The 14,112-nt window shown below is 66.8% G+C and carries 10 protein-coding genes; 8 read left to right on the top strand and 2 right to left on the bottom strand.

Translation table 11 applies throughout. The features are described from left to right. Positions 1 to 747: 747 nt before the first annotated feature. The 7 genes from ACTOWK_RS11745 (at position 748) to ACTOWK_RS11715 (ending at position 10,349) form a co-directional block, all read left to right on the top strand. Positions 748 to 1,335 (top strand): TetR/AcrR family transcriptional regulator, encoded by a 588-nt coding sequence (locus ACTOWK_RS11745; RefSeq protein WP_441330336.1) that lies wholly within the window; start codon positions 748 to 750, stop codon positions 1,333 to 1,335. 16 nt (positions 1,336 to 1,351) lie between these two features. Beyond that, positions 1,352 to 2,329 (top strand): HlyD family secretion protein, encoded by a 978-nt coding sequence (locus tag ACTOWK_RS11740; protein WP_441330335.1) that lies wholly within the window; start codon positions 1,352 to 1,354, stop codon positions 2,327 to 2,329. Between the two features lie 104 nt (positions 2,330 to 2,433). Beyond that, positions 2,434 to 3,357, top strand: a complete 924-nt coding sequence (locus ACTOWK_RS11735) for an ABC transporter ATP-binding protein (protein WP_441330342.1) — start codon at positions 2,434 to 2,436, stop codon at positions 3,355 to 3,357. Further along, positions 3,354 to 4,442 carry an ABC transporter permease gene (locus ACTOWK_RS11730; RefSeq protein WP_441330334.1) on the top strand — a complete coding sequence of 363 codons (1,089 nt, stop codon included), beginning with the start codon at positions 3,354 to 3,356 and terminating at the stop codon, positions 4,440 to 4,442. Before ACTOWK_RS11735 ends, ACTOWK_RS11730 begins: the two co-directional genes overlap by 4 nt. A gap of 728 nt (positions 4,443 to 5,170) precedes the next feature. Beyond that, positions 5,171 to 6,844 (top strand): amidohydrolase, encoded by a 1,674-nt coding sequence (locus ACTOWK_RS11725; RefSeq protein ID WP_441330333.1) that lies wholly within the window; start codon positions 5,171 to 5,173, stop codon positions 6,842 to 6,844. Between the two features lie 260 nt (positions 6,845 to 7,104). Further along, the gene (locus ACTOWK_RS11720; protein WP_441330332.1) at positions 7,105 to 8,931 is read left to right on the top strand and encodes a DUF1800 domain-containing protein; all 1,827 of its coding nucleotides are present in this window, start codon (positions 7,105 to 7,107) and stop codon (positions 8,929 to 8,931) included. A gap of 23 nt (positions 8,932 to 8,954) precedes the next feature. Next, complete coding sequence (locus ACTOWK_RS11715) at positions 8,955 to 10,349, top strand: DUF1501 domain-containing protein (protein ID WP_441330331.1); 1,395 nt, start codon at positions 8,955 to 8,957, stop codon at positions 10,347 to 10,349. A 432-nt stretch (positions 10,350 to 10,781) separates the two neighbouring features. On the opposite strand, the gene ACTOWK_RS11710 is transcribed toward ACTOWK_RS11715, so the two are convergent. Further along, a complete protein-coding gene (locus ACTOWK_RS11710) occupies positions 10,782 to 11,276 on the bottom strand; it encodes a GNAT family N-acetyltransferase (protein ID WP_441330330.1) in 495 nt (164 codons plus the stop codon). A 19-nt stretch (positions 11,277 to 11,295) separates the two neighbouring features. Next, on the bottom strand, positions 11,296 to 12,759 hold the full coding sequence (gene miaB / locus ACTOWK_RS11705) for a tRNA (N6-isopentenyl adenosine(37)-C2)-methylthiotransferase MiaB (protein ID WP_441330329.1): 1,464 nt from the start codon (positions 12,757 to 12,759) through the stop codon (positions 11,296 to 11,298). Positions 12,760 to 12,915: 156 nt separating this feature from the next. On the opposite strand from miaB, the gene ACTOWK_RS11700 reads away from it, so the two are divergent. Further along, positions 12,916 to 13,926 carry a lytic transglycosylase domain-containing protein gene (locus ACTOWK_RS11700; RefSeq protein WP_441330328.1) on the top strand — a complete coding sequence of 337 codons (1,011 nt, stop codon included), beginning with the start codon at positions 12,916 to 12,918 and terminating at the stop codon, positions 13,924 to 13,926. The last annotated feature ends 186 nt before the right edge of the window (positions 13,927 to 14,112 follow it).

Genomic DNA, 14,112 nt, shown 5'->3' with positions numbered 1-14,112 from the left:
GCGGCGGTACGAGCTGTCGCTTGGGCCACGAACAGCTCGACCAGCCTAAGTTGGTCTTTTTTTCTTATCCGACAACGACTTATCGCCATTTCGCATCCTAGATCGAATCCTTATCTAGGACAGCCCCTTTTTCTTTGGTTTGCACTGACCAGGACCAAGTGCATCACTCTTCACCTGATGATCCGCTTTTTTTCTAGGCGGACGGCAAATAAGAAATTCTCGACTGATCAAAGGCTTACCCTGAATCAAGGCCGGTTTCCAGGAAGGAGGTTTAAGCCTTTGATCCCCTTGGGTGATGCACTTGTAACTTGAGAGTGCAGTTACCTTTCTTTTGTTGCTTTAGACAAAAGAAAGTAACCCGCCGCTTTAGTGGCGGAAGCCCTTAGCGTTTGATCCTGCTCGAGAGAGATGCCGCAAGACCTTCGCAACGCGGTCGCGGCTCGCGCCACTCCCAATCCCTGAATGGGCCTAGCGCAGCGGGTCCCCCGACGACCGTTGGTCGGCTCGTACTTGCGAACTAATTAATTGTTGAATTAAATATGGCTCATGAACACTGCACCCCCCAACAAACCGCCCACAAAGCGCGCGCCGAAAGCTGCCGCGAAGCCTGCCAGCGCCGAATCCGCCTCCACGCGAGCGGCCAAGACCCCCGCGGCTAGCGGACCGGCCGCCAATAAGCGCGCCCCGGGCCGCCCCACTGCGAACAAACGCGCCCCCGGCCGCCCGGCCGCCGCCGACAACCCCGATTTGCGCGCGCGCCTGCTCGACGCGGCGATCGCCTGTTATGCCCGCCAGGGCATCGCCGCGACCTCGCTGCGCGCCATCGCCAGCGAGGCCGGGGTCAATCCGGCCCTGTTGCATTACTACTTCGGCGACAAGGAGCAATTGCAGGAGGCGGTCAGCAACGAACGCCTGCTGCCGGTGTTCCTGAGCCTGCGCGAAAACCTGACTCGCGAACCCGGCGACGTCATGGACCTGATCGCCGGTTTCGTCCACGGCATCGGCCGAGTCATCGCCGCGCATCCGTGGTTGCCGTCGCTGTGGGTGCGCGAAGTGCTGTGCGAAGGCGGTGCGTTACGCGAGAGCCTGCTGTTGGAGAAGATCGGTCCGCTGGTGCCGCAGATGATGGCGCGGCGTTTCGCCGAAGCGCAGCAGCGCGGACAGATCAACGCCGACCTCGACCCGCGCCTGCTGATGGTGAGCCTGGTCGGTCTGACCCTGTTCCCGGCCGCGAGCGCACCGATCTGGCGGCGTTTGTTCGACGCCGACGATCTGGATCTCGACACCCAGCGCCGTCATGCGCTGGCCTTGCTCGACCGCGGCCTTACTCCCTGATTGCGAGAACCCTGCGATGGATACGATCAAGCACGCACTCAGGCCGCACGCGGGTCCGTTCGCCGTCGCTTTGCTGTGCATCGCCCTGGCGGCCTGCAAGGACGAGCCGGCACAGGCGCTCGGTACCCTGGAATGGGACCGGGTGAGTTTGCCGGCACCGGCGGCGGAGAAAGTCGTGCGCATCGATGTGCGCGAAGGCCAGCGGGTCAAGGCCGGCACGCGCGTGTTGCAACTGGAACTCGATCGCAGCCGTTCGCAGTTGAGCGCGGTGCAGGCGCAGGCGCAGCAATCGGCCGATGCGCTGGCCGAACTCGAAGCCGGGCCGCGCAGCGAAACCATCGCCCAGGCGCGCGCTACGCTCGCCGCCGCGCAGGCCCAGGCCGCCGATGCGGCGGCGTATTACGCCCGTGTGCAACCGCTCGGCCGCCAGCGCCTGATCGCCGCGGCCGAAGTCGATCGCGCACGCGCCGCGGCCGGCAATGCGCAGGCTCAGGTGCGCGCCGCGCAGGCCGCACTGCTCGAACTCGAACACGGCACCCGCCGCGAACGCATCGCCCAGGGCCAGGCCGCGCTGGCCGCGGCGAAGGCACAGGCCGAAGTGCAGGCGGTCAACGTCGGCAAGCTCGATGTGGTCGCGCCGCGCGACGGTGTCGTCGATAGCCTGCCGTACAAGCTCGGCGACCAGGCGCCGGTCGGTGCGCCGCTGGCAGTGATGCTGGTCGGCGAGCGGCCGTATGCGCGCGTCTACGTGCCCGAACCGATCCGCCAGGACGTGCGGGTAGGGCAGAGCGCGCGCGTCTTCATCGACGGCCGCGAGCAGAAGTGGAGCGGCCGCGTGCGGATGATCCGCAGCGAACCGAGCTTTACCCCGTATTACGCCCTGACCGGGGAAGACGCCGCCCGCTTGAGTTATCTGGCCGAGGTAGAAATCACCGACGCCAAGGCCGCGCAGTTGCCGGCCGGGTTGCCGGTGCGGGTCGAGTTCGGGCCATGAGCCGCGACCTGCCCGGTGCTGCCGCAGCGCCTGCGCAGCCGGCCTCGCCGGAGCCGCGCAACGACCAGGGCGATAACCAAGCGCTGGTGATTAAGGCGCGCGGCATGAGCAAGCATTTCGGTCAGCTGCGCGCGGTCGACCGGGTCGATCTGACCGTGCCGCGAGCCTGCGTGTACGGCTTCCTCGGCCCGAACGGCTCGGGCAAGTCGACCACCATCCGGATGCTGTGCGGCTTGCTCACGCCGACCGCCGGCGATATCGAGGTGCTGGGCCTGAAGATCCCGCAGCAGGCCGAAGCGCTGCGCCGGCGGATCGGTTACATGACCCAGAAATTCTCCTTGTTCGAGGACCTCAGCGTGCGCGAGAACCTGGAGTTCCTCGCCGCCGTGCAGGACATTCCCAAGGCGCAGGCACGCAAGCGCGTCGACGAGCTGATCGGGCAATACCACTTCGGCGATCGCCAGAAGCAACTCGCCGGCACTATGAGTGGCGGCCAGAAACAGCGCCTGGCCCTGGCCGGCGCAGTGATCCACGAGCCGGAACTGCTGTTCCTCGACGAGCCGACCAGCGCGGTCGACCCCGAGTCGCGCCGCGACTTCTGGGAAAAATTGTTCGAGTTGGCCGATGCCGGCACGACCTTGCTCGTGTCCACGCATTACATGGACGAAGCCGAGCGTTGCCACCGCCTGGCGATTCTCGACCGCGGCGTGCTGGTCGCCGACGGTACCCCGGCGGAACTGACCGGTGCGCTCGCCGGGCGCGCGGTCGAGGTGCGCGCGGCGCAGCCGCGCAAGGCCCAGCGGGTGCTGGTGGAGGTGCCCGGGGTGCTCAGCGTGGCCCAGATCGGCAACAGCCTGCGGGTGCTGCTGGAGCACGCCGATCGCGCCGAACACGGTCTTGCCGAGGCCTTGCGCGCGGCCGGACTCGAGGCCGAGGTCGACAAGGCCGCGGCCAACCTCGAAGACGTGTTCGTCGCCGCCACGCGCGGCCGCGAAACCTCGCCGGCGACCGAGGAGCAGGCGTCATGAAACTGCGCCGGCTGTGGGCGATCGTGCTCAAGGAAATCCGCCAACTGCGCCGCGACCGCATCACCCTGGCGATGATCGTGGTGATTCCGGTCGGCCAGCTGGTGCTGTTCGGTTATGCGATCAACATGAATCCGCGCGGGCTCAACGCCGCGATCGCCGACCAATCGCAGACCGCGGCTTCGCGCGCCCTGGTCATGGACATGGTCGCGACCGGCGTGATCAAGCCGGTCGCCGATGCCGACTCGCCGCAGCAACTGATGGAGATGCTGCGGCGCGGCCAGGTCAGCGTCGGCGTCAGCATCCCTGCCGATTTCGAACGCCGCCGCATCGACGGCCGCGAAGCGGTGCAAGTGCTGGTCGACGGCAGCGACACGGTGGTGCAGAGCGCGGCCGTGCAACTGGCGCAGATGCCGATCGACAGCTCCCTGGCGGCGCCGCGCAAGGTCGCCCCGATCAGCGTGGTCGCGTTCTACAACCCGGAGCGGCGCTCGCCGGTCAACATCGTGCCCGGCCTGATCGGGGTGATCCTGACCATGACCATGGTGATGTTCACCTCGGTGGCGATCGTGCGCGAACGCGAGCGCGGCAACATGGAACTGTTGATCACCACGCCGGTCAGCCGCACCGAGCTGATGATCGGCAAGGTCCTGCCGTATGCGGTGATCGGCCTGGTCCAGACCACGGTGGTGATCCTGCTGGGGCTATGGCTGTTCGACGTGCCGATCAAGGGCAGCGTGCTCGACGTCTACCTCGCCGCGATCCTGTTGATCCTGGCCAACCTGACCCTGGGCCTGATGATCTCGACCAAGGCCGGTTCGCAATTCCAGGCCATGCAGATGACGGTGTTCATCCTGCTGCCGTCGATCCTGCTGTCGGGCTTCATGTTTCCGTATGCAGGCATGCCGAAGGTCGCGCAATGGCTGGCCGAGGTGCTGCCGATGACTCACTTTTTGCGCCTGATCCGCGGGGTGATGCTGCGTGGCGCGAGTCTGTGGGAGTTGTGGCAGGACGTGCTGTATCTCTCGGCTTTCATCGTGGTGATGATGGCGGCGGCGGTGTCGAGGTTCAGCAAGCGGCTCGATTGATGGGGCGAGGCGCGCACAGGCTTCGATGGCTTATGCGCAGCCCAGCCCAAGCTGGCCGTTAGGCCGCAAGCGTGTCGCCCTCGCTGTGTCGACGGTTGCCCCTGTAGGAACCGCGTAAGCCGCGACCTCTTTCATGCGGTGACGCAGACTCATCATTGTCTTGGTCGCGGCTTGCGCCGCTCCTACCCTGGCTCCAGCCGGGAGCGGCGCGAGCTTGAGGCGTCGTGGTCGCCACTTCCAGGGTAGGAGCGACGCAAGTCGCGACCGCGTCGTCACCCGCTGCTGCGCCTCCTACCGCAAGGCGGCAAAGCCACGGCAAGTGCAGAGCTTCCGTCCGCTAACGCGGCCGGGTTACTTTCTTTTGCTGGCCCAAAAGTCCCACAGGGAGTTCCTTCGGTCAAAGCTAACCAAAGAAAAGGCCTTCCTTGCAAGGGCACGAGCCCGCGCGTTCGATGCCGACGCAGGGATGCTTCAGACAGGCCATCCATGGCCTGCTTGCGCACGACCCGCATCCATGCGGGCCGCCCTACGGGTCTTCATTTGACCGGCAAAGCTACAAAGCAAAGCGGATCAACATCTCGGCAACGGCAACGGCAACGGCAACGGCAACGCCTGTGCGGCAGCTGGCGCCAGGGGGAGCGAAAAACCGTGATCCGAGCCTCAGACCCTTGCGCAAGCCGCCCGTTTCCCCGCACATTCGCCGCTTCGGGTCCTAGCCGGAGAATGCGATGCGCGGTCTGCGATATCTGATTCCGAGCTTGTGCGCGGTCTTGTCGCTGTCGGCGGCGGCCGAGGTCAGCGTGCTCACTGCCGCGCGCATTCATACCTTCGATCCGGGGCAGCCACGCGCCGAGGCAATGGCCTTTGATGAGCAGGGCAAGATCCTCGCGGTCGGCGCCCGTGCCGAACTGCTTCAGCGGTATCCGCAGGCCAAGCGCCTCGATGCCGGCGAGGCGACGGTGATTCCGGGCTTGATCGATTCCCACGCCCATATGCTCGAGCTCGGCTTGAACAAGCTCGGCGCCGACCTGGTCGATACCCACAGCAAGCAGGAAGTGCTGCAGCGCCTGCGCGATTTCGCCAAGCAGCTGGCACCCGGGCAATGGCTGATCGGCGCGGGTTGGGACCAGAACGATTGGCCCGACGCGCGCTTTCCGAGCGCGGCCGATCTCGATGCCGAGTTCCCGGATCGTCCGGTCTGGCTGCAACGCATCGACGGCCATGCGGGTTGGGGCAACAGCGCGGCGATGCGGGCGATTGCGCGCGATCTGTCCGGCGACTGGCAACCCGAGGGCGGCAAGATCCTGCGCGACGCGCAGGGCCGGGCCAACGGCATCTTTATCGACGACGCGATGGCACTGGTCGAATCCTCGCGGCCGCCGTTCGACGCGGCCACCGCCGAGCGCGCCCTGATCCTGGCGATGCGGGAAGCCGTCGCCCATGGACTTACCGGCGTCCACGATGCCGGCGTCAACCTCGAACTGCTGCGCGGTTATCAGGGCCTGGCCGAGCGCGGCGCGCTGCCGCTGCGCATCACCGCTTTCGCCGCCGGCGACGGCGATGCCTTGGAGTATCTGTGCCGCAATGGCTTGTACCGGCATCCGGGCGGACGTCTGAGCATGCGCACGGTCAAGCTGTATGCCGACGGCGCGCTCGGCAGCCGGGGTGCGGCGATGCTCGAGGATTACAGCGACGACGCCGGCAACCGCGGCTTGTTGCGGATGACGCCGCAAGCGATGGCGAAGGCGATGGCGAAGGCCAAGCGTTGCGGCGTGCAAGTCGCGACCCACGGCATCGGCGACCGCGGCAATCGCCAGGTGCTGGACTTGTATGAGCAAGCCTTGGGCGGCGACGCGCAAGGAAGCGACCATCGCTGGCGCATCGAGCATGCGCAGATTCTCGCGCCGCAGGACCTACCGCGCCTGGCCGCGCTGCGGGTGATTGCGGCGATGCAGCCGACCCATGCCACCAGCGATATGCCCTGGGCCGAAGACCGCATCGGCCCGCAGCGCATCGTCGGTGCTTATGCCTGGAGGCAGTTGCGCGACAGCGGTGCGCGTCTAGCCCTGGGCTCCGACTTTCCGGTCGAGGCGGTCGATCCGCGCCTGGGCCTGTACGCCGCGACGACCCGCAGCGACGGCGCCGGCCTGCCGCTCGGCGGCTGGCATCCGCAAGAGAAGCTGACCGCGTTCGAGGCCCTGCGCGGCTTCACCCTCGATGCCGCCTACGCCGGTTTCGCCGAGGCCGAAGTCGGCAGTCTCGCGGTCGGCAAGCGCGCCGACTTCGTCGTGCTCAAGCAGGATCCGCTGGCGATCGATCCGCGCGAGTTGCGCAAGCTGACGGTGCTGGCGACCCATGTCGACGGCAAGCCGGTGTGGCGCGCCGAGCGGTCCGCGCCTTGATGGTTTCCGCCCGTCGTTCGGGCGGGCGGGGCGGGCCGGACGGCGGTCGTAACCCTGCCGGGCCTGTGGTCGTTCGACGACCGCGTGCGGCTCAGCGCCGCAATCGTGCAGCGCCGATGACGATTGTAATCGACTCGTAATTCCGTGATTGTCAATCCGGATTTCGCCGCTCTTACAATTGAAAGCGTGCCGTCGATCAAGCTTTATTACCTGCGCCGACCCTAGCATCGCTCCCGAACAGCCAGCCTCGGGGGCCTGCAATGAAATCGACACTTCTGCGCGCAGCGCGGATGGGCGCATCGTCGCGCCTGTTGCTAGCGTTGGGAATCTTGATCGCCTTGCGCGGCGTCACGCCGACGCCCGACTACGGCGGGCCGTATCCCGGCGCCCCGGATCCGCTGCTGCTGCGCGCCGATCGCGGTGCGATCGGCGCCGCGCCCGCGGCGCGGTTCGCCGACATTCCCGCCACCGACGGCGAAGCCGCGCGCTTCCTCGCCCAAGCCACGTTCGGACCGACCCGCGAAGACATCGATCGTCTCAAGCAGATCGGTTACACCGCCTGGATCAACGAGCAGATCGGGTTCCCGGTGTCTTCGCAACTGACGTTCCTCAAGAACGCCAGCGTGCGCAGGCCTGACGACTTCAGCCGCGATTGGCGGCTGGACGCGTGGTTCGTCAACGCCGTAGGCGGCAAAGACCCGATCAAGCCGACCCTGATCGTGCACCGCGATCAACTGCGGCAGCGGGTGGCGTTCGCGCTCAGCCAGATCATGGTGGTGTCCGACGCGACCTCCGATCCGCTCTACCACGCGTCGTACGGGATGAGCCACTACTACGACACCTTGGCCCGCGACGCGTTCGGCAACTACCGCACCTTGCTCGAGGACGTGACGCTGCATCCGGTGATGGGCATCTATCTGTCGATGCTGCAGAACCGCAAGCCCGATCCGGTCAACAACATCCGTCCCGACGAGAACTTCGCGCGCGAAGTGATGCAGTTGTTCAGCGTCGGCCTGGTCCAGCTCAAGCAGGACGGGACGCCGCTGCTCGACGCTGCGCAGAACCCGATCCCGACCTATGGCCAGGACACCGTCAGGGGGTTCGCCCACGTGTTCACCGGCTGGACCTTCAAGGGCTGTCAGGCCGAAGGCTCGTTCGATTGCTATTTCTACGAGGTCACCGCGCCGGCCTGGGTGTCGCCGATGGAAAACCATGCGGCGTATCACGCCTCGGCGCAAGAGAAGCAGTTGCTGCTGTATCCGGGCGTGAGTCTGCCGGGCGGCAAGCTCGCCGCCGGCGGCAGCGGCCGCGGCGATCTGGGCACGGCACTGGACAATATTTTCAACCATCCCAATGTCGGGCCGTTCATCGGCAAGCAGTTGATTCAGCGGCTGGTGACCAGCAATCCCAGCCCGGGTTACGTCGGCCGCGTCGCTGCGGCGTTCGACAACAACGGCCAGGGCGTGCGCGGCGATTTGCGCGCGGTGGTCAGCGCGATCCTGCTCGATCCCGAAGCGCGCGATCCGGCCGCGCAGCCGGCGCATTTCGGCAAGGTGCGCGAGCCGATCCTGCGCCTGACCCATCTGTGGCGCGCGCTCAAGGGCAAGTCCAAGAGCGGGCACACCGAAGAGTTCTGGAGCGTCGACAACTACCTCGGCCAAGTGCCGATGTATGCGCCGTCGGTGTTCAACTTCTTCAGCCCGCGCTACGCGCCCAATGGCGAGCCGCAGAGCCTGGGGCTGGTGGCGCCGGAATTGCAGTTGGCGACCGACTACATGATGCCGGCCAACGAAAGCTATCTGATGAGGAAGATCTTCGATTCCTACCTCGGCAATCCGGAAGGCATCGGCAACGACGAGGTCGCGATCGACCTCAGTGCGGAGGTCGCGCTGGCGAGCAACATTCCCGCGTTGATCGCGCGTTACGACGCGTTGTTCCTGTCCGGGCAGATGACCGACCAGATGAAGCAGGTGCTGACCGAGCGGCTGACCGGCATGCCGGCCAATACCACCGCCGCCAAGCGCCTGCGGGTGCAGGAGGCGCTGTACGTGATCGTCAACTCGCCCGATTACATCGTGCAGAAGTAAGCAGGAATACGGAGAGAGCATCCATGAAACGTCGGCAATTCTTGACCAACACGATCTGCGCCGCGCTCGGCGGCGCCGGCCTGTACTCCGCGCTCGGCAACCTGCGTCTGGCGCAGGCGGCCGCCAACGCCTACGGGCCGGCGCGCTTCGACGATTACAAGGCCTTGGTCTGCTTGTTTTTGTTCGGCGGCAACGATTCGTTGAACATGATCGTGCCGCGCGACGACGGTCATTACCAGCAATACCGGACCGCGCGCGCCACCTTGGCGGTCGAGAAAAACCGGCTGTTGCCCTTGGTCGCGCAAGCCGGCGGCGGCGCTTCGGACGGCGCCGAGTACGGTTTGCAGGCTTGCACCACCGACGAGGACCTGGTCGGCATGGGCGGTCTGCAAGGCTTGTTCAACAGCGGGCAGGCGGCGGTGCTGGGCAATGTCGGCACCCTGATCCGGCCGACCAGCAAGGCCGATTACCTCAATCACGCGGTCGAATTGCCGCCGCAATTGTTCTCGCACAACGACCAGCAACAGTACTGGCAGGTCTCGCGTACGGGCGAGGGCCGCGGCTACGGTTGGGCCGGGCATATCGCCGACCTGCTGCGCGACGCCAATCCCGACGCCTTCATTCCGATGTCGGTATCCCTGAACACCGAAAGCATCCTGCAACGCGCGAGCCAATCCAGCCAGTACGTGATCGGCAACGACGGTCCGCGCCAGTTCAGCCGGTTCGAGTGGGACGAAGACAGCCGCCGGGCTTTTCTGCAGTTGATGGCGCCGGGCGCGCAGTCGCACGTGTTCGGGCGCAGTTACGCCGGCGCGTTCCGCCGCGCGAGGGAGAACGCCTCGGCGGTGGCGATGGCGCTGGAGGCCTCCGCGCCGTTGCAGACCGCATTTCCCGAATCCGACCTGGGCAACCAATTGCGGATGGTGGCGCGGCTGATCAAGGTGCGCGAGGTGCTGGGGCTGAAGCGGCAGGTGTTTTTCGTGTCGATGGGCGGATTCGACCACCACGACAGCTTGCTCGGCGATCAGCCGGGCTTGCTGGCGGGGCTGTCGCAGGCGATGACCGCTTTCCACGCGGCCACCGGCGAACTCGGCGTGGCCGACAAGGTCACCGCGTTCACCGCCTCGGATTTCGGCCGCACCTTGTCGTCCAACGGCGACGGCTCCGATCACGGCTGGGGCGGTCATCACTTCATCGTCGGCGGCGCGGTGCGCGGCGGGCGATTCTTCGGCGCCATGCCGACCCTGATCAACGGCGGCGACGACGACGCCGGCTGGGGCCAGATCATTCCGACCACCTCGGTGGATCAGTACGGGGCGACCTTGGCGCGGTGGTTCGGGGTGGGCGACAGCGAGTTGGATTTGATCTTCCCGAATTTGGGCAACTTCAACTCGCGCAATCTCGGATTTATGGCTTAGGTAGCCGGCGCGGCGCGCGCGCAGTCGCGCGCCGCCGACCTCGCCATGCGATGGCCGTAAGAGCGTGCTCGGCTTTGCTGCGGCGGAGCCGAATGTCCGTGGGAGAGAGCTTTCAGCATCGTCGCTCCGGCACGTCGCTCCGGCATGTCGTTCCGGCGAAGGCGCGCATCTGGAGACCTCGAGCGTTCTCGCACGAAAGGCCCTGGATTCCCGCCTTCGCGGGAATGACGGCAGGTAGGGACGCGGCGAGGAAGGTCAGGTGCGCGACGGGGCAGCCAAGCGCGGGACGGGCGCGACGAGCGGGAAGGCGCGATAAGCGAGTAAGAGCACGATCAGAGGCGGATGAGCAAGGCACGCGCCGCGTCAGCGTTGCGACCCGCCACGGCTCTTACGAATCCCGAATCCCGAGTCCCGCTTCAACCCATCCCCGCCTCACAACGGCCGATACATCACGAACACGTCGACCAGGCCCAGCGAGACGTGGCGGAAGGCGTTGGGCACGCGGCCGACGATCTCGAAGCCGTGCTTGAGCCACAGGTGCACGGCCGCGGCGTTGCTGCTGACCACGTAGTTGAACTGCATCGCCGCGAAGCCGGCTTCGCGCGCCTGCTCCAGCGAATGCGCGCACAGTGCCGAGCCGATGCCCTGGCCCCAGGCGCGCTCGGCGACCATGTAGCTGGCGTTGGCGACGTGGTCGCCGCGGCCGGACTGGTTCGGGCCGAGCTTGTAGCAGCCCAGGGTCTCGCCGTCGGCCTCGGCGATGAAGGTGCGGTAAGGCGGCGAGGTCCACATCTCCTGGGCGCGCTCCATCGAGAGCTCGGCCGGGTAGTTGTAGCTTTCGCCGCGCGCGAGCACTTCGCGGAAGATCGGCCAGACGCGCTCGAATTCGTCGGCGGCCAGTTCTCGGATGATGAAGTCGCGGTCCATGCGGGCTCCGTTGCGGGGATCAGGCGGCGGCGCGGCCGTCGTCGACGACGACACGGCCGCGTAGCGAGTTGGCCATGGCCTCGGTGATCAGCACGTCGACGAAGCCGCCGATCAGGCGGGCCGGCGCGGCGAAGTTTACCGAACGCATGTTCTCGGTCTTGCCGGTCAGCTCGTTCGGGTCGCGGCGCGAGGGGCCTTCGACCAATACGCGCTGGACGCTGCCGAGCATGGACTCGGAAATGCGCGCAGCGTTGGCATTGATCATGGCCTGCAGGCGCGACAGACGCGCATGCTTTTCGGCGTCGCCGACGCTGTCTTCGAGATCGGCCGCGGGGGTGCCCGGGCGGCGCGAGTAGATGAAGGAGAAGGACTGATCAAAACCGACGTCCTCGATCAGCTTCATGGTCTTGTCGAAGTCGGCCTCGGTTTCGCCGGGGAAGCCGACGATGAAGTCCGAGGACACCGAAATATCCGGGCGCACCGCGCGCAGCTTGCGGATCTTCTGCTTGAACTCGAGCGCGGTGTAGCCGCGCTTCATCGCCGTCAGGATGCGGTCGCTGCCGGCCTGCACCGGCAGGTGCAGGTAGTTCGCCAGTTGCGGCACGTCGCGGTAGGCCTCGATCAGCGAGTCGCTGAATTCGAGCGGATGCGAGGTGGTGAAGCGAATGCGGTCGATGCCGTCGATTTCGGCGATGGTGCGGATCAGCAGGCCGAGGTCGGCGATTTCGGGCTGGGCACCGTCTTGGCCGGCGCCGTCTTCGCCGGCCCCATTCTCGCCGGACATCGGCCCGCGATAGGCGTTGACGTTCTGGCCGAGCAGATTGATCTCGCGCACGCCCTGGGCAGCAAGTTGCGCCACCTCGACCAGCACGTCCTCGAACGGGCGGCTGACTTCTTCGCCGCGGGTATAAGGCACCACGCAGAACGAGCAGTACTTGCTGCAGCCTTCCATGATCGAGACGAAAGCGCTCGGGCCTTCGGCGCGCGGCTCGGGCAGGCGGTCGAACTTCTCGATCTCGGGGAAGCTGATGTCGACCTGCGGCAGGCCGGTCTCGCGCTTGGCGCGGATCATCTCGGGCAGGCGGTGCAGGGTTTGCGGGCCGAACACCAGGTCGACGTAGGGCGCGCGCTTGACGATCGCCGCGCCTTCCTGCGAGGCGACGCAGCCGCCGACGCCGATGATGACCGGGCGGCCGCCCTGCTTGTGCTGCTTCCAGCGGCCGAGCCGGCTGAACACCTTCTCCTGGGCCTTCTCGCGGATCGAGCAGGTGTTGATCAGGATGACGTCGGCTTCGCTCACGTCCTGGGTCAGTTCGAGGCCGTCGCTGGCGGCGAGCACGTCGGCCATCTTGGCCGAGTCGTACTCGTTCATCTGGCAACCGTGGGTCTCGATGAACAGCTTTTTCGCTCCCGGCGCGCCGGTGGCGGGCGGGGAAGCTGACCCGGCGGCCGGAGCCGTGGGCAGGGGATGCAGGTCGGTCATGGGTAGTCCGGGTCCGGGAAGGGCGGCGGTTAATCCGCGCCGGAAAGGGCGCCAGTTTAGCCCCAAGCCCGCTCCCGCGGGTCCGAGCCGGGCCGGACGTCACGTTTCTGTATCAAGGGCTTGGCAGCGCAGTCGCGGCAGAGGACACTCCCGCCCATGAGGGGGAGCTCGCTGCTGCTGGGGACCGTTTGCCTGCTGGCCATTGCGCCGGCCGTGGCCGGAACCGTTTACCGCTGCGAAAGCGCCTCGGGCGAGCGCAGCTACGTCAGCAAGAAGGTCAAAGGCGCGAGCTGCGTGGTCGCCGGCCAGTACATCAATCGTCCCAACCGCCCGCGCAACCCGACCCCGGTGTCGTATGCGCCGCCGGCGATGGGCTCGGTCGGTTCGGGCAGCGCGACCTCGGCGCCCGCCTCGATCCATAACAACCCGCCGGCCACCTATAGCGGTGCCGCCGCAACCATGGCCGCGGCCGGGCTCAGGCCGGCGGCGTTCGTGCCGGGCCAGGCCGTGACCGGCCAGGCGGCGTCCAATGCGATCGCCCCGGTGGTCGCGGTGCCGGCGGCCCCGCAGGCGGCACCGACCCGGCTGGTGCAGGGGCAGGTCTATTCCTATATCAAGGACGGCGTCCGCCACTACACGAGCAAGCGGCCCAAGGGTTTGGCCAATGCCTCGGCGGTGCGGACCATCCGTTACAGCTTCATCGAGAGCTGCTTCGCCTGTGCGGCCCGGCCCGGCGTCAATTTCGGCACCCTGCGCCTGAACACCGATGCGTTCTCGGCCGAGATCGCCGCGGCGGCACGCCAGCACGGGGTCGAAGAGGCGATCGTGCGCGCGATCATCCACGCCGAATCGGCCTACAACCCCAATGCCATGTCGCGGGTCGGCGCGCAGGGGCTGATGCAGCTGATGCCGGCGACCGCGCGCCGGTTCGGAGTCGGCAACGCCTTCGATGCCGGCCAGAACATCCAGGGCGGCGTGCAATACCTGGCCTGGTTGCTCAAGCGCTTCAACGGCAACCTGACCCTGGCCGCGGCCGGCTACAACGCCGGCGAGGGCGCGGTCGACAAGTACAAGGGCGTGCCGCCCTACAGCGAGACCCAGCGCTACGTGCAGCGCGTGGCCGTGCTCGCCGATCGCTACCGCTCGGCCGCGACCGTCGCGCGCTGAGCCTGTGCGCCGAGCGTTCGGCGCACTCTGCGGCTTCCCGGTTCGTCCGCAACCAGTTCATCCGCAACCAGGCCGGCCTCGCCGTCGGCCTGCGCTGGTGCCGTGCGCGGGGACGGACGTTGCGCATCGTTGTGGCGCCGCGGCGACGCCGTATCGGCCTCTACCGGGGTTTTCCGCTGTCCTGGC

Origin of the sequence: Lysobacter sp. CA196 (assembly GCF_052078695.1) — a bacterium.
Lineage (GTDB): Bacteria > Pseudomonadota > Gammaproteobacteria > Xanthomonadales > Xanthomonadaceae > Lysobacter.
The sequence above is the reverse complement of the archived record's forward strand: the minus strand, read 5'-3'. Positions and strand labels throughout refer to the sequence as shown.

Bases quoted from the DNA above. Each gene is read 5' to 3' on its own strand.
- ACTOWK_RS11740 (WP_441330335.1), top strand. From the start codon at position 1,352: ATGGATACGATCAAGCACGCACTCAGGCCGCACGCGGGTCCGTTCGCC.
- ACTOWK_RS11735 (WP_441330342.1), top strand. From the start codon at position 2,434: ATGAGCAAGCATTTCGGTCAGCTGCGCGCGGTCGACCGGGTCGATCTG.
- ACTOWK_RS11730 (WP_441330334.1), top strand. From the start codon at position 3,354: ATGAAACTGCGCCGGCTGTGGGCGATCGTGCTCAAGGAAATCCGCCAA.
- ACTOWK_RS11725 (WP_441330333.1), top strand. From the start codon at position 5,171: ATGCGCGGTCTGCGATATCTGATTCCGAGCTTGTGCGCGGTCTTGTCG.
- ACTOWK_RS11720 (WP_441330332.1), top strand. From the start codon at position 7,105: ATGAAATCGACACTTCTGCGCGCAGCGCGGATGGGCGCATCGTCGCGC.
- ACTOWK_RS11715 (WP_441330331.1), top strand. From the start codon at position 8,955: ATGAAACGTCGGCAATTCTTGACCAACACGATCTGCGCCGCGCTCGGC.
- ACTOWK_RS11710 (WP_441330330.1), bottom strand. From the start codon at position 11,276: ATGGACCGCGACTTCATCATCCGAGAACTGGCCGCCGACGAATTCGAG.
- miaB (WP_441330329.1), bottom strand. From the start codon at position 12,759: ATGACCGACCTGCATCCCCTGCCCACGGCTCCGGCCGCCGGGTCAGCT.
- ACTOWK_RS11700 (WP_441330328.1), top strand. From the start codon at position 12,916: ATGAGGGGGAGCTCGCTGCTGCTGGGGACCGTTTGCCTGCTGGCCATT.